The organism is Candidatus Zymogenus saltonus (assembly GCA_016929395.1).
Lineage (GTDB): Bacteria > Desulfobacterota > Zymogenia > Zymogenales > Zymogenaceae > Zymogenus > Zymogenus saltonus.
Genome location: JAFGIX010000035.1, coordinates 1 through 18277, shown reverse-complemented (window position 1 = coordinate 18277; position 18277 = coordinate 1). Strand labels below are relative to the sequence as shown.

General features: G+C 49.3%; 19 protein-coding genes. 12 read left to right on the top strand and 7 right to left on the bottom strand.

Annotated features, from left to right (window positions below):
• Window positions 1-54: 54 nt before the first annotated feature.
• Both JW984_07565 and JW984_07560 read right to left on the bottom strand, forming a co-directional pair.
• Window positions 55-387 carry a zinc-ribbon domain-containing protein gene (locus JW984_07565; protein MBN1573035.1) on the bottom strand — a complete coding sequence of 111 codons (333 nt, stop codon included), beginning with the start codon at window positions 385-387 and terminating at the stop codon, window positions 55-57.
• 121 nt (window positions 388-508) lie between these two features.
• Window positions 509-793, bottom strand: a complete 285-nt coding sequence (locus tag JW984_07560) for a zinc-ribbon domain-containing protein (GenBank protein MBN1573034.1) — start codon at window positions 791-793, stop codon at window positions 509-511.
• Between the two features lie 128 nt (window positions 794-921).
• Between JW984_07560 and JW984_07555 the strand changes: the two genes are divergently transcribed.
• Together JW984_07555 and JW984_07550 are read left to right on the top strand one after the other, a co-directional pair.
• A complete protein-coding gene (locus JW984_07555; protein ID MBN1573033.1) occupies window positions 922-1521 on the top strand; it encodes a hypothetical protein in 600 nt (199 codons plus the stop codon).
• Between the two features lie 265 nt (window positions 1522-1786).
• A complete protein-coding gene (locus JW984_07550; GenBank protein MBN1573032.1) occupies window positions 1787-2212 on the top strand; it encodes a hypothetical protein in 426 nt (141 codons plus the stop codon).
• A 421-nt stretch (window positions 2213-2633) separates the two neighbouring features.
• Here JW984_07550 and JW984_07545 read toward each other — a convergent pair whose 3' ends face one another.
• Both JW984_07545 and JW984_07540 read right to left on the bottom strand, forming a co-directional pair.
• Complete coding sequence (locus tag JW984_07545; GenBank protein MBN1573031.1) at window positions 2634-4235, bottom strand: glycosyltransferase family 39 protein; 1602 nt, start codon at window positions 4233-4235, stop codon at window positions 2634-2636.
• A 136-nt stretch (window positions 4236-4371) separates the two neighbouring features.
• On the bottom strand, window positions 4372-5175 hold the full coding sequence (locus JW984_07540) for a response regulator (GenBank protein MBN1573030.1): 804 nt from the start codon (window positions 5173-5175) through the stop codon (window positions 4372-4374).
• 409 nt (window positions 5176-5584) lie between these two features.
• On the opposite strand from JW984_07540, the gene ndk reads away from it, so the two are divergent.
• From ndk to JW984_07515, 5 genes are all read left to right on the top strand, one after another.
• On the top strand, window positions 5585-6004 hold the full coding sequence (gene ndk / locus JW984_07535; protein MBN1573029.1) for a nucleoside-diphosphate kinase: 420 nt from the start codon (window positions 5585-5587) through the stop codon (window positions 6002-6004).
• A gap of 68 nt (window positions 6005-6072) precedes the next feature.
• Window positions 6073-7161 carry a 23S rRNA (adenine(2503)-C(2))-methyltransferase RlmN gene (rlmN, locus tag JW984_07530; GenBank protein MBN1573028.1) on the top strand — a complete coding sequence of 363 codons (1089 nt, stop codon included), beginning with the start codon at window positions 6073-6075 and terminating at the stop codon, window positions 7159-7161.
• 137 nt (window positions 7162-7298) lie between these two features.
• Window positions 7299-7967: a response regulator transcription factor gene (locus JW984_07525; protein ID MBN1573027.1), complete on the top strand. Its 669-nt coding sequence runs from the start codon at window positions 7299-7301 to the stop codon at window positions 7965-7967.
• Between the two features lie 3 nt (window positions 7968-7970).
• Window positions 7971-9380, top strand: coding sequence for a HAMP domain-containing protein (locus tag JW984_07520; GenBank protein ID MBN1573026.1), 1410 nt, complete (start codon window positions 7971-7973; stop codon window positions 9378-9380).
• 100 nt (window positions 9381-9480) lie between these two features.
• Complete coding sequence (locus JW984_07515) at window positions 9481-11013, top strand: DegQ family serine endoprotease (GenBank protein ID MBN1573025.1); 1533 nt, start codon at window positions 9481-9483, stop codon at window positions 11011-11013.
• A gap of 680 nt (window positions 11014-11693) precedes the next feature.
• On the opposite strand, the gene tmk is transcribed toward JW984_07515, so the two are convergent.
• On the bottom strand, window positions 11694-12335 hold the full coding sequence (gene tmk / locus JW984_07510; protein ID MBN1573024.1) for a dTMP kinase: 642 nt from the start codon (window positions 12333-12335) through the stop codon (window positions 11694-11696).
• A 238-nt stretch (window positions 12336-12573) separates the two neighbouring features.
• Between tmk and JW984_07505 the strand changes: the two genes are divergently transcribed.
• The 5 genes from JW984_07505 to hemL all read left to right on the top strand — a co-directional run bounded on the left by JW984_07505 (window position 12574) and on the right by hemL (window position 16964).
• Entirely contained in the window at window positions 12574-13299 is a 726-nt protein-coding gene (locus tag JW984_07505; GenBank protein MBN1573023.1) for a DUF4013 domain-containing protein, read from the top strand.
• Window positions 13300-13657: 358 nt separating this feature from the next.
• Window positions 13658-14128, top strand: a complete 471-nt coding sequence (locus tag JW984_07500) for a hypothetical protein (GenBank protein MBN1573022.1) — start codon at window positions 13658-13660, stop codon at window positions 14126-14128.
• A gap of 117 nt (window positions 14129-14245) precedes the next feature.
• On the top strand, window positions 14246-14941 hold the full coding sequence (locus JW984_07495; protein ID MBN1573021.1) for an MBL fold metallo-hydrolase: 696 nt from the start codon (window positions 14246-14248) through the stop codon (window positions 14939-14941).
• A 123-nt stretch (window positions 14942-15064) separates the two neighbouring features.
• Window positions 15065-15628, top strand: a complete 564-nt coding sequence (locus tag JW984_07490; protein MBN1573020.1) for an Lrp/AsnC family transcriptional regulator — start codon at window positions 15065-15067, stop codon at window positions 15626-15628.
• A 25-nt stretch (window positions 15629-15653) separates the two neighbouring features.
• Window positions 15654-16964, top strand: coding sequence for a glutamate-1-semialdehyde 2,1-aminomutase (gene hemL / locus JW984_07485; GenBank protein MBN1573019.1), 1311 nt, complete (start codon window positions 15654-15656; stop codon window positions 16962-16964).
• A gap of 133 nt (window positions 16965-17097) precedes the next feature.
• Here hemL and JW984_07480 read toward each other — a convergent pair whose 3' ends face one another.
• Window positions 17098-17520, bottom strand: a complete 423-nt coding sequence (locus JW984_07480; protein MBN1573018.1) for a hypothetical protein — start codon at window positions 17518-17520, stop codon at window positions 17098-17100.
• On the bottom strand, window positions 17495-18088 hold the full coding sequence (locus JW984_07475; protein ID MBN1573017.1) for a SocA family protein: 594 nt from the start codon (window positions 18086-18088) through the stop codon (window positions 17495-17497). Before JW984_07475 ends, JW984_07480 begins: the two co-directional genes overlap by 26 nt.
• Window positions 18089-18277: the final 189 nt, after the last annotated feature.

Below are 18277 nucleotides of genomic sequence, written 5' to 3'. Positions count from 1 at the left end.
TTTTAAAAACCAACGGGGGAAACAGGCCGCATGATCCACCTTAAAACCCCCGTTTCACTGTCTACCATATTGGGTCCACTTCAGTTTTCCCCTTCTATCAATACAATTAATATTAATTTTTCTTTCCGGTAAATATGGTCTTACATAAAGGAATATAAAAAATAGCAAAACAATAAAAACAATTACTCTAAAATATATATCGTTTTTTCGTTTTAAAGGATGGGTTTTATTGCTTTCCTTTTCATTTATAATTTCCATTTCTGCAATTTCCCCACCCACCATAAAAACCTTATTGCATCTGCCACACTTTACTTTTCTTCCCACATCTGGAATTTTACTTTCATCTATATTTCCAGTTGCACCACATTCGGGACATGTAATTTTCATAACAACCCCCCATACCGAAATAATTAATCGAACTAATGGTTTTGATTATACAAAATACGATATACAAAAATCAATGTCTAAATTGAATTTAGGACATTTAAAATGAAAGTATAAAGAAATTTTAAAATCCGAAGAACCACCAGTACAAAAAGAGGTCTTCTTCGTTCTCCGGATCGCTCCCGTCGGTCAGGTGATAGGTGGGGTCGTAGGTGGGGTAATAGGTGGGGTAATAGGTAAGGCCGCGCCCCTCCCCCTTTCCCTCCGCCGCTGCTTCAGGGTCGGGCGCCTCTTTTTCCACGAAGAACCTCTCCCTGCACACGGGGCACCTGAGCCAGCACCCCCCCTCCGGGACAAGGCCGTCGTATACGCTTCCCGATGCATCGCAGTTAGGGCACCTGACCTTCACGGCATCACCCCCCGCCCCCACATTACCACACTAATTACAAGAAACTCAACAGTTTATCGAAAATAGTTCAATTCCACCCGAAAGCATGATATACTGGTATCTTTTTAACCATCGGCTGAATAAAATAAATGGCCCACCTCAAGGGAAACCTTCACGTCCACACCACTTATTCCGACGGGCACCTGGGCCCGCTGGAGATGGCGCGCATATACCGCGACCTCGGCTACGACTTCATCGCCATCACCGACCACGAGTACATGACCAAGAAGGCCTACTTCGACCTCTTCCCGCTTATGCTCGAGGGGATCATGATATTCGAGGGGATAGAGCTGGAGCCGGTCTACATATCATATCACCACACGCTGAGGATAAAGGGGGATTCGGAGGTACTCCACGTCCTCTGCCACCCCGACTCGTACCGCCTCTCGATAGTGGACGTCAACAGGAGGATAAAGAAGTTCAACGAGGAGGGGCCGGGAAAGATCGACGCCGTCGAGGTCACCGACCGGGGCTTCTACACGCCGTTCTACGACACCCCGGAGATTGACTTGCCGAAGATCGCCTCCGACGACGCCCACGACGAGCACTCCTGCGGCAAGACGTGGATAGACGTCAACGCCGACAGGGACAAGGACTCGATCATTAAGGCCATCAAAGCCGGGGACTTCGAGATCGGCCTCATCTCGGGAAGGCGGAGGGAGAAGAAAATCGCAGGGGGCGGCGATTAGGCGATCGGCACTCTTTTAAAATTAATCCGAGAGAACGGTCGCTTCCCTCAAGCCGAAGAAGTCGGTTGCATCAAAAATCACGGCCGAGACATCACCCTTCAAGTTTTAGACCCGTCGACACCAAATAGCATTCCTCCCACAAATTTATTTGACATAAACGTTTAAAAAATATATTTTATTATACTGTATACAGCTTCTGTGAACCGTCTTTATCTTAAGTGTTTTACAAAAATTTCAATAACGGCTTTTATTAAAAGGAGAAAGAATGGAACTGGATATCCTGAGAACACTGTTGGGCGGCTTTCTGGCGTCCGTGGCATCATTCTTCGTGTTGGGATTCCTCTACGGCAACCCCGCCGTGGCAAAGATATATAAAAACGCCGAGGGATCCCCGGCGCTGAAGAAGTGGGAGAGCAATCCCAAGTATATCTTCATGCAGTACGTGGGAATGCTTATCCAGTGTCTCCTCTGGGCCTTAGTCTTCGCATTCGTGAGGTCCGCCCTGCCGGCCGCTACCATATGCGCCGGCCTCGTCTTCGGGCTGATCATCATGGTCATGAAGATATTCCCGAGGCTCTTCGACATGTGGATCCAGACCTACTACCCGGGAAAGCTTTTGGCCACCGAGTTCATCAACGGCTCGATCGGCGGATTTCTGGTGGGGATAGTGTTGGCCTACGTGATCGGTTAGGCTTGGGTCGATAACGCCCGGATGTGAGATAAACTGATAGTCAGTTTACCATTGATCACGAGGGGCCGAACCAGCATCGGTTTATCAAGGCGATTTGTTTAGACACCCGCCGGTGAGTCCGATTACTCATTGGAAGTCAACTTAAGGTTTGGATTCTCGCCGGGGGTGAATTGTGGGCACGCCGCTCTTTTTTCCGAGCGACGATTTACCTCGCCGCGGCCTTACGGAACGTGCGGAGGAGAGGCTTTTTTTAAGAGATCATGCTTATCGACCGCATCCCCTCTCTTCCCTGCATGATATTTGCGGGCTGAGGGGTCACTTACGACCCTTAAGGGAAACTCCCGCCGTCCCCCCATCTACTGACGATCCAAGAGAGCCGTCGGGAAGGTCTTGTGCCCGATAAATTTTTTTAAGCGGAAGGTCAATAATACTCCGGGCAGTCGTAGTTCATCCCCTTGAAGCCGTACATCCTGTATACGAGGAATATCCTCCGCTTGATTTTTCCCTCAGACCCCTCCTTGTATATCACCAGCTCCTCGGGGGGGTCTACCCTCTCGAACGACTCGACTATGAGATTTGATATTTCGTCGCACCCACTCGATATACGGCATCGGTCAACGAAGATCGCGTCCATCCCTGTAGTTAATTCCGGGGAGCCCTCCTTCAGCCAGTAATCGTACTGGCTCTTCCGCTTCCAGTAGCGAAGGACGGTGGCGTCAGGGTGGGAGGGCATGTAAAAGGCGAGCTCCGGCGTCTCGCCGTAGTCCTGTGTGAAGACAAATACCTTCCCCTCCCCCCCCATCTCGTTGTAGACCTCCTCGACCCTTTTGCCGAGGATGTCCCAGCCCCGAAGCCCGTTTGTGGGGTCCCGCTCAGGGTCCTCGATAAAAATTTTTGGGGCGATCTTCCAGATAAGATCGAAGTTGAAGGCGAAGACGTTCAAGAATATGAGGAAGATCAGCGTGAACCAGCCGTACCGCAAAAGTCCCCTCCCCTTCCTCTCCCTGTAGGTCTTGAGGAAGTCGTCGATTACCGCCCCGAAGACCATAAAGGGGCCGATGTATCCGAGGGTGGGCCAGTTCGCCTCCGCCCTCCCCCTGAGGCTCATGAGGGTTATCAGGATAAATATTGGCGCCGAGGTGAAAAAGATGAGGCGGTATAGCTCAACGCCGTCCTTAAAAGCCCTCTTTATTATCAGATAGTAGACATAGACGAACGGGACGAAGACGAAGGGCGTCAATATCCCGATTTGTCCCCCCAGGAACTCGAAAAAGGTCAGGGGACTGAACTCCCTCGACTTTGTAACCCCGCCCAGCCCGAAGGCGTGCCTGAACATGGCGAAGTCGTGGCCCCAGTTCCAGTAGAGGACGGGAACCGACATGACTATTGCCAGAAGGGCTGCGAGGTAGAAGTGGGGGGATTTAAGCCACCTCCTCATACCCGGCGAGACCATTACGTAGAGAATCACGATAAAGGAGTAGAACCAGTACATGATGTGGGTGAGGAGGCCCAGCCCCAGGAGGAATCCCACTATATACCAGAGGAGCGCCCCGCCCCACTTATCCTCCGTGATTTTGAATAGGACATATATCATCAGGGGATAAAAGAGGATCATGGGGGAGTAGTATGTGATTATTAGCCCCCCCGCCAGAGACATCGGCATCAGGTTGAAGAGCAAAGCGGCGGCAAATCCCGCCCCGGGGGACTTGAACATGTCGGTTGCGGCGATGTAAAAAACAACGGTTGCGGCCGCCATAAAGAAGACGGCCCCTATCCTGACCCCGAGCTCCGTGTCCCCGAACAGCGCCGTTGTGAAGGCGATGATGTAGGCCGTAATCGATCCCTGATCATAGTAGCTGAGGTCAAGCTTTCGAGACCAGTCCCAGAAATAGGCCTCGTCGCAGACGAGGTTCAAGGGACCATACATGATATAAAGGATTCGGACTACGGCAAAGGTCACGATCACGGCGGTCAGGTATAGGACGTATCTCTTTTCAGGCTTGGAATCGATCTCTACTGACATCCGATCTCCCTTCAGCTTACGTCATCCCAATGAACTTACGTATACAAAAAAACCGGCTTAAAGCTTTTCGGTAAGTTCTCGCTTGGCCGGTTTTTGTTAAGAATCGTTCTCTTGGATCAGGGATCATCCCCGGTGGTTATTGATTTTCTTTGAGTCTGTTTAGCAGTCTCTTCTCGACGGCCCTACTAATTATACGTAGCAGGGTATCAACCTCGAACGGCTTCTCTATATAATCGTAGGCCCCGAGCTTCACCGCCGCTATGGCCGAATCCTTGTCGGCGGCACCGGAAATGATAATCACCTCGGAATCGGGGGACAAGGCCTTAACGTGCCTCAAGACATCCACACCGTGAACGATGGGCATCTTAATGTCGAGAATTATAGTGTCATGCCTTTTCTCATTGAACTTATCTATCGCCTCCTGCCCGTTCTCCGCCATGTCAATATTGGAGAATCCCGATTCGTTTAGCACATCCTGGATTATTTTCCTTATTCCCTCTTCATCGTCCGCAATGAGGATCTTCGCCCCTGAGATTTCATCCTCGCTGAGACCCTTCTTCTTGTATACGAATTCGAGAGGAATTCGGATATTCTCGTAAGCCTTGTTTATCTCTTCGAGCTTATCTATGCTCATCGGTTTCTTAAGACACACATACACTCCTCTCTGGATGGAGGTATCCATCATCTTCTCCACGGCATTTCCGGATATCATCACTCCGCCGATCTTTGGATCGATCTCCCTCAGCCTCTTAAAGGTCTCAAATCCGTCGATCCCGGGCATCTTGACATCCACGTAGGCGAGGTTTACGTCGTGTTCCCTGACGTAGTCGATGGCATCGTAGCCGTCGGATACTGAAGCCACCTCATGTCCCATCTCCTTAAAAACCTCTTCCAGGTAATCCCTTATTGTCGGCTCGTCATCAACGATTAATATCTTCATTTTGAGTTACTTCCAATAATTAACTATATAATACTTTCAACACCACTCAACTTGAGCAAAGCATGAAGAAAAATTATTCTAATTTGTTTTTTCTTAAGATTATATAAGTTACACTTATATTCCATATTTATTCTTTTATTAAACCACATTTTAGGACATAAGTCAATTCATATCGTGACTGTGGTCACATCGGACGTCGAAAAAACGGCGTAACTTGTTGTCCACTAAAAATCTTGACACTTGACCGATACGTTGTTATCTTGTAGAGATAATAATTGAAGCAAACAACGTTTCAGCAATGTGCAAATTCCACCATAATTTGGGACCCTACTCTTCACTTCCACAGGCGGTTTGGTGAACCACCAACCCTATATTTATACAGCCAATTTGTAAAACTGAGGAGGATTCGATGATTGAACAGACCCTGTCTATTATAAAACCTGATGGCGTAAAAAAGTCCATCATCGGGGAAATAGTCAAGACTTTCGAGGAAAACGGGCTCAAGGTCGTCGCCATGAAGATGATCCACATGAGCAAGAGGGAGGCGGAGGGCTTCTACGCCGTTCATAAAGACAGACCGTTTTTCCAGTCTCTGACCGATTTCATGAGCTCCGGGCCGTCGGTGGTACAGGTGTTGGAGGGCGAAAACGCGATCCAGAGAAATCGTGACATAATGGGGGCCACCGACCCCGCAAAGGCGGAGCCCGGCACCATAAGGAATAAGTACGGCAGCTCCATAGAGGTGAACACCGTCCACGGCTCCGATGCCCCGGAGACGGCGAAGACCGAGATCGCGTATTTCTTTTCCGATCTCGAGAAATTTTTTTAAAGGAAAGAAATCCCACAGGGGAAGCCATAATGGTCTTTCCAATATCACCACGGCAAGACGGGGAGAACATGAGAGATCTTCTGGGTCTCTATCCGGAGGAGATCTTTGAAATCGTTAAAACTCTGGGCGATAAACCGTTCAGGGCAAAGCAGATCTTGAAGTGGATGTACCAAAAGGGCGCCTCGGATTTCAGCGAGATGACCGACCTCTCCGTCGATTTCAGATCGAGGCTGTCATCAAAGGCTCGAATAAGCCGGCTCACTCCGGAGAGGGTAACCCGAACGGGGAAAGGGGACGGCTTGGCCGGCGCCGAAAAATACGGTGGAGAGACGATAAAATTCCTCTTCAGATTGGACGACGGCGAGGCTATAGAATCGGTCATAATCCCGGACGGAAGAAAGAGGACTCTCTGCGTATCGAGTCAGGTGGGCTGCCCCCTCGGATGCGCCTTCTGCCTGACCGGCAGGATGGGCTTTGTGAGGAACCTTACCTGCGCCGAGATCGTGGGACAGGTGATTGCGGCGGGAAAGTATCTTTCGGGCCCCGGGGACGAAGAGAGGGGGGAAGAGGAGAATATCTCGAACATCGTCTTCATGGGCATGGGGGAGCCGCTCCTGAACTACGACGAGGTTGCGAGGGCCGTCGACGTTATCTCTGCAAACTGGGGACTCGAGTTTTCCTGGAGAAGGATAACGCTCTCCACGGCGGGGATTCCGGAAGCCATCCTGAGGTTCGGGACCGAGAGGAGCGTTAACCTCGCCGTGTCCCTCAACGCCCCCGACGACGAGACGAGGGACTCCATAATGCCGATAAACAGGAGATACCCCTTGAAAGAGCTTTTAGCCGCGCTTAAAAGTTACCCGTTGAAGAAGGGAAGGCGAATCACGCTGGAATACGTCCTGCTCAAGGGGATAAACGACACGGAAGACCACGCCGTTAAACTCGCCAGGATAATCTCCGGACTCAAGGTGAAGGTAAATCTGATCCCGTTTAACACATATCCGGGGGCCGTCTTCGAGCGGCCCGACGATGAACGAATATCCCGCTTTCAGTCCATACTTATCGGTTCAAAGGTAAACGCGATCATCAGGAAGAGCAGGGGAGGCGAAATCTCCGCGGCCTGCGGCCAGCTTGCAACGGGAAAAACCGCAAAATAGGGATTTTTCTGTGGGCGCCTTTGGCAAGCAAAAGCGCTAAATTGAAGAAAAGTAGGAACTTTTATTAAAAATATGGTATAATAATACTCTGATTTACCTTTTTCCCGCGAAATTTTTTCAATGGGAGGCTAAATAAAGTGAGGATTCTAATAGTAGAAGACGAGGCGAAGGTGGCCTCTTTTATCAAGAGGGGTCTCGAAGAGGAACACTACGCCGTAGACGTCGCCGAAGACGGCAAAGAGGCGGTCGCCCTTGTGGACAGCTACGATTACGATCTTGCAATCCTTGATATAATGCTCCCTGAGATGGACGGGCTGTCCGTGCTCTCCCACATCCGCAGTGTCGGTAAAGCGATGCCCGTTGTCTTACTAACGGCAAAGGATCTCGTCGAGGACAAGGTAAAGGGCCTCGATATGGGGGCGGACGATTATATCACAAAACCATTCGCATTCGAGGAGCTTCTGGCCCGAATAAGGGTCTTATTGAGAAGGGGGAAGCCGGAGGAGAGCCTCAAGCTCTCCATCGCCGACCTCGTGCTCGATCCCGTCACCCACAAGGTAACCAGAGACAACAAGGAAATCAACCTTACTGCAAAGGAATACGGGCTGCTGGAATATCTGTTGAGGAACCAGAGGAGGGTCCTGACCAGGACGATGATCTCGGAGCACGTCTGGGATATCAAACACGATACCTTTACAAACGTAATAGATGTCTACATAAATTACCTGAGAAACAAGATAGACAAGGGTTTTTCCAAGAAACTTTTACACACGATAAGGGGTGTCGGCTATAAGTTAGAGGCATAAGGGATGTTTTTTACCAACTTAAGGGCCAAACTGGTGGTGTGGTATACGCTTGTTTTGGCTATAACATTTTTGGCCTTTTCATTGATACTCTACTTTTTTCTCCACAGGGCCTTGCATGACAGCGTTGACAAAAAGCTGAAAACCATCGCGGAGATAACCGCAGATTCCACGACAAGGAATCCTGAGGATTCAGAGAAGTGGAACGAATACCTCGAGGACTTTTTCGGCTTCAAGCCAACCACAAAGTATATAAGTATCTTCGACAAATCGGGAAACGTCGACTACGGCACCAAGGGCGAGCGTACCATCAAGATTCCGATTACGGCGGAGACGGTAAAGAACGCGAAAAACGGGGAGATAACGTTTGAGACCATAGAGGGCCTCGATGAATACCCGATAAGGGTGATCAACTACCCGGTCATTCGGGATAACCGTCTGATTAACTTCGTTCAGGTGGGAACCTCCCTGGAGTACGTTCAGGACACGTTGATGAAGCTTTTGTTTATCATTCTCTTTACCGTGCCGACCATTTTGATCTTCTCGAGCATCGGGGGATACTTTCTCGCGAAGGCGGCATTAAGACCGGTGGACGAGATGACGATGTTGGCGAGATCGATCGGGGCGAAGGACCTGTCGCAGAGGATAAAGGTCAGAAATCCGAAAGACGAGCTTGGGAGGCTCGCCGGAACGTTCAACGACATGCTGGAGCGTCTCCGGAAGTCATTCGATCAGGCGAAGCAGTTCTCCGCCGACGCCTCCCACGAGCTCAGAACGCCGCTGACTATCCTGAAGGGCGAGAGCGAGTGGGCGCTCAGGTCGGCCAGGAACACCAAGGAGTACAAAGAGACACTGACAAGCAACCTCGAGGAGATAGACCACATGAGCAAAATCATCGACGACCTCCTGATCCTCTCGAGGGCCGACTCGGGCGAGATTCCTTTTGAATTGGAGCCCCTGGAGCTGTCCCCTATTCTAAAGGACGTCTACGACATGGGAACCATGCTCGCCGAAAGGAAAAACCAGGAGCTTCACCTCGACATCAACGGAATCGATTCCATCTCCATTATGGGAAACAAGCTGAAGCTCAAACAACTTTTTCTAAACCTCGTGGACAACGGCCTAAAATACACAAAGGATGGCGGAAGGATCGACATGACCGCACGGGCCAACTCCGATACGGTTGAGATCAAGGTTAGCGATAACGGCATCGGAATATCCGATGACGATCAGAAGAAGATATTCGACCGATTCTACAGAGTGGATAAAAACCGCTCTAGGAAAGAGGGGGGAACGGGACTTGGGCTTGCAATATCCAGATTTATCACGGAGGCGCACGGGGGGACGATAAACGTTGCGAGCACTCCCGGAATCGGAAGCACATTCAGCGTAGTCCTGCCCCTATCGGACAATTAGGATTAAAATATTATAATTCTTATTTAATATCCGACTAATGCTTATATCCGATAATAGAATGTTTTAAAGACTTCAAATAAAGTGTGGAGGTTTTAACACTATGAAACTCATAAGAAACCGATTTTTCAGATCGAGATATTTCGCTTTTACGGCCGCAGTCATTTTTATGGCGACTGTATCCATCCTTGCGGCCTCTATGGGAGATACGGCGTCGGCCAGGATCTTCGGCGAGACGGAAGAAAGCGGTGAAGGTGTAAAATATATTACCCTTCCCGATTTTACAACCCTCGCGAAGGCATTGACACCCGCCGTGGTAAATATAAGCACCAAATCCGTAAGCCCCTGGTCCAATCCCAACTCACCCTACGGGCGGAATCCTTTCGATGACTTCTTCAACACTCCGGGATCGCCCAGAGAGACCCAGAGCCTGGGAAGCGGATTTATAATAACCGGCGACGGGTATATCTTCACGAATAATCACGTTATAAAGAACGCCACGGAGATCAAGGTCACACTGCATAACGAGAAGACATACAACGCCCGAGTAATAGGTTCTGACCCCAAAACCGACCTCGCCCTTATCAAGATCGATGCGGGCGACAGCCTCCCTACCGTAAACATGGGAGACTCCGACTACCTTAAGGTAGGGGAGTGGGTCCTTGCCATAGGCAATCCCTTCGGACTCGAAGAGACCGTAACGGCGGGAATTGTCAGCGCAAAGGGGCGCGTGATCGGATCGGGCCCGTACGACGATTTTATCCAGACGGACGCATCAATAAATCCCGGCAATTCCGGCGGTCCTCTTTTCAACATCAAGGGCGAGGTCATAGGAATAAACACGGCGATAATAAACCGCGGTCAGGGCATCGGCTTTGCCATCCCGATTAATATGGCAAAGAGCCTCTATCCCCAGCTGAAAAAGGGGAAGGTAGTCCGCGGCTGGCTCGGCGTCGTCATTCAGGAGATAACACCGGAGCTCGCCAAATCACTCGACCTGCAGAATACCACTGGGGTGCTTATTGCAGAGGTCATGGCCTCGAGTCCGGCCGAAAGGGCGGGGCTGAAGAGGGGTGATGTCATAATTGAGTTCAACGGAAAGAAGATAAAGAAGTCAAAGGAGCTTCCCGCCACGGTGGCGATGACGCCCGTCGGCTCCAAGGTCAACATTAAGGTCCTCAGGGACGGAAAGGAAAGAGTGTTCCCCCTGACCGTCGGAAAAATGCCCTCGGAAAGCATGAAGGCCTCAAATCCTTGGGAGGAGACACCCGCCAACCCTTACCCGAGCCCGTATCCAACGCCCTCACCGAGTCCCAGCCCCTCAAAGCCCGACACCACTCCGTCACCGGGAGCCGGATCGCAGATGGGCCTCACCGTAGATCCGATCACCCCAAACATAGCCAGGCTTCTGGGACTGACGGAAACAAGCGGTGTAATAGTCACAGCCGTTACGAGGGGCGGCTTCGCCGAAAAGGCGGGGATCATCAAGGGCGACATCATAAGGGAAGTCAACCACAAGAAGATAACCAACGTGGACGACTTTAAAAGCGAGGTCTCCAAAGCGGACGCGACCGGCAGATACCTGTTTCTCATCTGGAGGAACGGGGCGACCGTCTACATAGCCCTCAATAAATAAGGGGCTGGGCCGTTATGTTGGTTAGATCATTTTTGTTGTAAGGAGGCCGCTACGAGGGGCAGTTGCCAGGTGAAGGTGGTCATTGCGTTAGGAGGAGACATTACAAAGGGAAGGTGGACTTTATGAAGGGAGGGGGAACCGTTAATACACGGATATTGCGGCTTAAGGATGTGGAATCGCGAAGGGGAATCGGCCGTTATGTAGGGAGAGGGGTTCGTTTCGGGGGGAAGATGCTATCTTATCTGGATAAGGTGTTATGATGGGTGAGTCGTTGCGGGAAAGTGCCGAAACGGAAGAGGCTTAATGCGAAAGAGGAGGTGGGCTCGTTGCAATTCCCCTGTACCAAATCATGGCAAATAAGGGGGAAAGATGTTACGTGGGGAGACACAAACTGATCGGTCAAAATAAATGGGGAGCCTGAACTACCTTTAATAGAAATCAAAGGCCGTCCGGCATATTAAATATGAAGCCGGGCGGCCTTTTTGTTTGTAGACCACGGGTTCCATATTTCTGTTTCCACTACCTCGTCTTCGACGCCCCCTTCAACTCCGTCTGCTCGAATGTATACACGTATCGTTCAGCCCCCGCAAAACCCTATTTGTAAATACAAGTAGGGTATGATAAGACACCACTGCACGAAAGAATTGATCTCACGCAATACCTGAATCCTTGCCCGAAGGCTATAGGGTGAGGGGAGCCAGAAGCTCCATCACGAGGTCCCTTATTTCCTCGAAGACCGCCTCCTCCCCCTTCGTCCCGTCAACCATGACGACACAAGAAAGGGGCGCCACCTCGCGGTCGAATATCTCTTTTACCTTTTTCAGGTACTCCTCCCTCTCGAAGGGCGAAAAGCCCCCCCTCCCCATTTTTATCCTCTTCAGGCTCTCGTCTACGGGGATGTCTATCAAAAAGACGAGGTCCGGCATAGGGGCGAACTCCCCGCTCTCCTCCATGATCCTCCTTGGGTCCAGCCCCCTCGCCCCCTGATAGGCCATCGTGGAAAAGTAGTAGCGGTCAAGGACGACTGTCTTTTTGTCCTTGAGTGCAGGCGCGATGTTTTTTTCGACGTTCTCCTCCCTGTCCAGCGTAAACAGGCGGTATTCCTCCTCGGGGGCGTCCTCCCTCTCGCCCCTCAACGCCATCTCCCTGATCTTCTTTCCCCAGACGCCGTCGGTGGGTTCGGTCAGCCCCAGCGCATCGTAACCGTTATCTGAGAGGAATTTCAGCAGTCTTTCGGCCTGGGTGCTCTTTCCCGCCCCGTCTATTCCCTCGATAACTATCAGGACGCCCCTTTTGAGCTTTCTATCCTTCTTTGAATTCATAGTATCTTATTATTCTGTTCACCCGAACGCTTTCAGGTCATATATCACAGAGAAATCCGCCAAGGCAAGTAATATCGTCTTTACAATACACTTAAAATTACATATAATTACAATATAATTATAATAATATTTCTTGCTTTTATGGTATTTATAGTTTAGAATGTGCAGTGAATGTCGTTTTATGACAAAAATGTGTCAATTATTTAGTTTATAAAATTAGGTTAATTGGAGGTTTAAAATGGTAGATGTAAAAAGGGCTTTAACATATTCTTTCAAGGATGATAACTGGATTGTAAAGATAATCATCGGCGCCATTCCGTTTATCAATCCTTTTTTCTCCCTCGGATATGCATTTCAGGTCTTTAAGCAGGCTCTCGATAACAAGGCCGAGCTGACGATGCCGGAATGGGATGACTGGGGTGGTTACTTCAAATCAAGTATAATGATCATCTTGATTTACTTCGTCTATATGCTAATACCGTTAGTCCTTTATGCGATCGGCGCGCTTGTAGGATTTGGTGGCGCATGGCTGATGGGTACAGGATCAGAAGGCGCTTCAGGAACTGGAGTAACTATCGCAATGATACTCGGAGGACTAATCTATTTCGTGGGTGTCGTCTTTGCCGTGATTCTTGGCCTTATGATTCCCATGGCCCTTGCCAACTACGCCAAGAACGGCGAGAGATTCGGGGCAATCTTCCAGCTCGGAGTGATCATCAAGAATATCTTCAGCATAATCGGAGATTATCTCCTGACTTTTCTTGTCATTATCGGCATAGTTATTGTAGTTGGTTTGGCCATGATGATTGTGGCGCTGATTAATATAATCCCGATTTTAGGACAACTTCTGTTCTTCATTGCTTATATGCTTGTAGGTTTCTGGTTGAGTCTTGTTATCTTCCCGCTCTTGGGCGAGACCTGCGCCGGAGCGTATGGCGCTGGCAAGGCCGTCAAGAAGGCCTAGTTAAAAGGCCCGATGCGGCGAAGTTGATCAGGGAGGGGCGGCGAAGTTGACAGGGAATTCTTAGCGAACCTCGATTTTTACGCTATACGCTATAGCATTATATGGAAACAAATTCGGGGACGGCCGTTGTGCCGTCCCCGAAGCATTTTATCCCACCTTTATCCAGAAAAGATATAATAAAACCTAAAAAACGTCTTTTCTCCCCTTTGTCTACAAAATAGTGTTGCCTTTATCCGTTTCGCGGTGTAGAATCTTAACAGTGTTTTCGCAGTTTCAAATTTTAAATTTCCAAAAAAGGCCGAGACTTAAAAACCGTCTTTCATAAAACGAAAAAAGTCTCTTTTAAAGAATATACAATATGAATCAACCCCCCGCCAAGGCTCGGCTGACCTCCCGAGACGAATCCATAACCTTTGTGCTCGAGGCCTCTGACAGGGAATTTCCCGGAATCAAAGACTACTGGGACGGAAATTGGATCCTTGTCCGCCTTATGATGGAAATCCCGGGGCTCAATATCGATTTCACTGACCCCTGCATAAGGACGGACGAGCTGGAGACCTTTTTAGAGGACCTGAAGGGCCTCTCCATCGGCCACTCCCTGACCGCGGAGTCCTCTTTTTCCGAGCCTATCCTCTATATCAACCTCCAGATACCGGAGCCGGGAAGCGACATAGTCCTGGGCAGAATAGATATTACGCTCTTCTCCGATGAGGGGGCTGCCAGCGTTGCCGTAGAGATGGACATCGATTACGACGCCGTTGAAATGTTCACGCAGGGGATAGAGGATATTCTAAGGGAGTACCCCGTGGTTGCGAGGGAGACGCATTGAAACCCCGCTCTGACCCGTCGAACAGCACGGTACTTGTGCCCAAGGCCCTGAAGAAGTTCGCTTTGTCCTCCATCAACACCAAAGAGCATTTATATAAGCATATAGGGGGGAGAGTCGATGAAAAAGGCGAATATTGACAAGCTCCTCGTCACAGACCATGTCTATCAGGTTGCCGGAGGGACCATAACCACAGCAGACGACGCCGCCGCATTCCTCATAAAAGGGAGTGACCCGATACTAATAGACACAGGGGCCGGCCGCTCCGTAAAGAGGCTTATAGAAAACATCGAGGCAGCGGGTATCGATCCCAATTCCATCAAGAGGGTAGTCCTTACCCACAACCACATCGATCACATAGGCGGGATGGAATACCTGAAGTCGAAGTTCGACGTGACGTTCTTAATGCACGAGCTCGACGCCGAAGCCGTTGAGATGGGCGACAGGGTCGCCACCGCCGCCTCCATGTACGGAGTTCACCTTAATCCGATCAACGTCGACGTTACGTTCTCCGAGGCGGAATTTGCCCTCGACTTCGACGACACGAAGCTGATCCTACTTCACACCCCCGGGCACACCCCCGGCTCCGTCTCCCCCTATATCGACATCGACGGCGTAAGGGTCCTCTTCGCCCAGGACGTTCACGGCCCTTTCATGGACGTCTTCGGTTCCGACATCAGGATGTGGCGCAAATCGATGGAAAAGCTCAAAGGTCTTCTCCCGGACGTCCTCTGCGAGGGGCACTTCGGCATCTTCAGACCCAGGGAGCGCGCCCTGGCGTATATAGACAATTATCTAAGACAGTACCGCTATTGATATTGACGCAAAACAAGTATCGGTGCGGCGTTTGCCATCCATGATGGTTTAGTGTGATGTTAAGAGGCCCTTAAACTGTCGCTCCTTTCTCAACAGAATACACCCGTAACTGCAAGACGGTGGATGTCTAGGTGTCTTCATCACAAGGGGGTTGACATCCGCCCCCGACTCCCCCATAATCTATTCTCAATGGACGAAAAGACTAAAAAAGTACTGAAGATCGCATCGGGAGATCTGCCGATAACGGAGAGGCCGTTTGACGCCTGGGCCGATAAGGCGGGAGTTAAAACCGGGGAATTGCTGAGAATCCTTAAGGATAATCTTGCCGGTGAGGCCTCGGCAAAGGGAAAGAGGGGCGCTTTGCGCCGGTTCGGGGCCGTCCTCAGCAATACCAAGAGCGGTCTTGCCGTAAACGCCATGGTGGCGTGGAAGGCGCCCCCCGACGCTGCGGACGAGGCAGGCGAGGCGATGGCCTCCTTCAAGGAGGTCTCTCACTGTTATCTCCGGGAAACAGACAGGTCGTGGCCGTACAACCTGTACACAATGATCCACGCGGAGTCGAAGGCTGCCTTAAAAAATACGGTGGCCTCCATCTCGGAAAAGACGGGGATACGCGACTTCAGGGTCCTCGAGACCGTAAGGGAGCTCAAGAAGACGAGCCCGGACTACTTTGACGATGAGGGCTAAAAATTCTTTTTAAGGAAATTTGAAGATGTCTGACAGGTACAAGGAATCTGAAAAATTTTTAAAGCGCTCCCAAGAAATAATCCCGGGGGGTGTAAACAGCCCAGTCAGGGCCTATAAATCCGTGGGGGGAACGCCTCCCTTTATCACAAGGGGGTCTGGGAGCCGAATAATCGACGCCGACGGCAACGAGTACATCGACTACGTCCTCTCATGGGGGCCCCTGATCCTCGGACACGCCCACCCCGCGGTCGTTGACGCGGCGGTGAAGTCTGTCGGAAACGGCTCGAGCTTCGGCGCGCCTACCAAGATAGAGGTCGAGTTCGCCGAAGAGGTCTTGAGACACTTTCCGGCAATGGATATGATCAGGCTCGTAAGCTCCGGGACGGAGGCGGCCATGACGGCGATTCGCCTCGCCCGGGGATACACCGGGCGGGATAAGGTCGTCAAGTTCGTGGGGTGTTATCACGGCCACGTCGACTCTCTCTTGAGCGACGCAGGGTCGGGAAAGGCGACCCTCGGAATCCCTTCCACGCCGGGCGTTACGGACGCCGCCGCAAAAGACACTATCACCGTCCCCTTCAACGACCTCGAAACCGTAAATGGAGTCTTCAATGATGTGGGAGGCCAAATCGCCGCGGTCATAGTCGAGCCGGTGCCTGGAAACATGGGCGTGGTCCCGCCGGCCGATGGCTTTCTCGAGGGCATTATCGATGCCGCCAAAAATGCGGGCGCCCTCGTGATTTTCGACGAGGTGATGAACGGCTTTCGGGTTGACTACAAGAACGGCGGAGGAGGCGCCCAGACCCTCTACAAGCTCTCCCCGGACATCACCCTGCTCGGCAAGGTGATAGGCGGCGGCTTTCCCCTGGGAGCCGTGGCCGGAAAAAAGGATATAATGGAAAAGCTCGCACCGTCTGGAGAGATATACCAGGCCGGGACGCTTTCGGGAAATCCCGTCGCCGTGTCCGCCGGACTCGCCACATTAAGGGAGCTTTACCGCCCCGGCGTTTTCGACGATATAGTAAAGAAGACGAAGGGGCTGATCGAGGGGATCCTCTCTGCGGCAAAAGAATCGAGAGTACCTTTGTGGGGGACCGCCGTTGGAACGATGGCGTCGGTCTTCTTCACGGAGGGCCCGGTGAGAAACTTCGAGGACGCCAAGGAGGCCGACGGCGGTCTCTTTAAAAAATACTTCCACGAGATGATTGAAAGAGGCGTATACCTCGCCCCGTCCCCCTTCGAGGCGCTGTTTGTCTCCTCCGCCCACACCGATGACGACATAGCCGAGACGGTTAAGGCGGCGGGGGAGGTGTTTAAATTTCTTAAAAATAGCTGATCACATCTGATTTTTTGAGGGTATTCGATAAGTGTGTATATCAAAAGGTGTGTTCTTTATGATATTTTAATTTTGATAATTTCTTAAAATGAAAACTAAAAATATAGATAGAGATTTTCCAATATTAGCAAGCTTAATTATTGTCAAAGATAAGTTCATAATATTCAATACTAATTTCAAGTAAATTTCCTATACATTTCATTAAGTCTTTAACAGTTCCATCTGATAATATAGAATCTTCTTTTGTTACAATAACACCATTTGCTATATCGTTTAAAATGTCTTCTAAATATGAAGATTGCAAATCATCCAATAAAAGCCACGTTTCTCTTTCAAAATAATCTTTTTCACATATTGGTATATAAAAATAGCCCCTAATATTATCACAAGGGGGTTGTCTTTTTGATTTAGGGGTTGTTGTCGTTAAACAAAATACACAAATGTCTTTTAAATTCTCTGTTGTATCATTAAGGATAACTATAAACTTTTTACCATATTCATGTTCTTTATGATAAAGTATTTTCCCTTTTTTAAGGGTTTTTATCCCTAACTCCAAAAAAAGCCTCCGTTTCCAAAAGTCTCTTGTACTTCTCAAGCGCCGTTTCTCTGTCTATCTTTGCATCATTATCCAATGCGAGAGTATAATCTATTAGTTTATACATCCCTAAAGTTCTTTTTGTTTTATTCCAAGGCTCGTTTTTTAAATGTGTAATTTCAACTATTTCTTCACTTTTTGCGTCTTTAAAAATATATGCCAGATCTTCCAACAATTTTAATTCTCTTCTAGAAAACACCTTTAGATTTGGTTTAATATTTGTTTTACATTTTATTCCTATTCTTTCACCTGTTTCATCATCTTTAATTGGTATTATTGACAACAATATTTCTTTAGGTGCTGTTCCCTTATTAATTTCGTTGTATAGCTTTTTGGGAACTGGGCCTTTATCCCAAGCGTAATATTCTAAATCCGTTACAGGTTTGCCTACTTCTTTAAAATTCATGAAATCAAGAAAAAAAAGCAGTTTATACATCTTGGTTTGGAATAATACCCTTTCGTTTGTATGCCTACAAAAATAAAGAAAGGCATTTATTCTTTTTTCTTTTCTTTTATCAATAATTTCCATTACTTGTTCGAGAAAGGTCTTTTGTTATGGTTATATAATAATTCTTTTTTTATATTCTATGAAATATAATACCTTTTTCAGCTAGTTATACTACTACATTCTTAAATTGTAAAAGTCAAGCACCTTCCGTACAGTATGTCCTCTCGGGGCCGCCGATTTAGGCGGCTTCCTTTGGTATCTCGTTTCTTT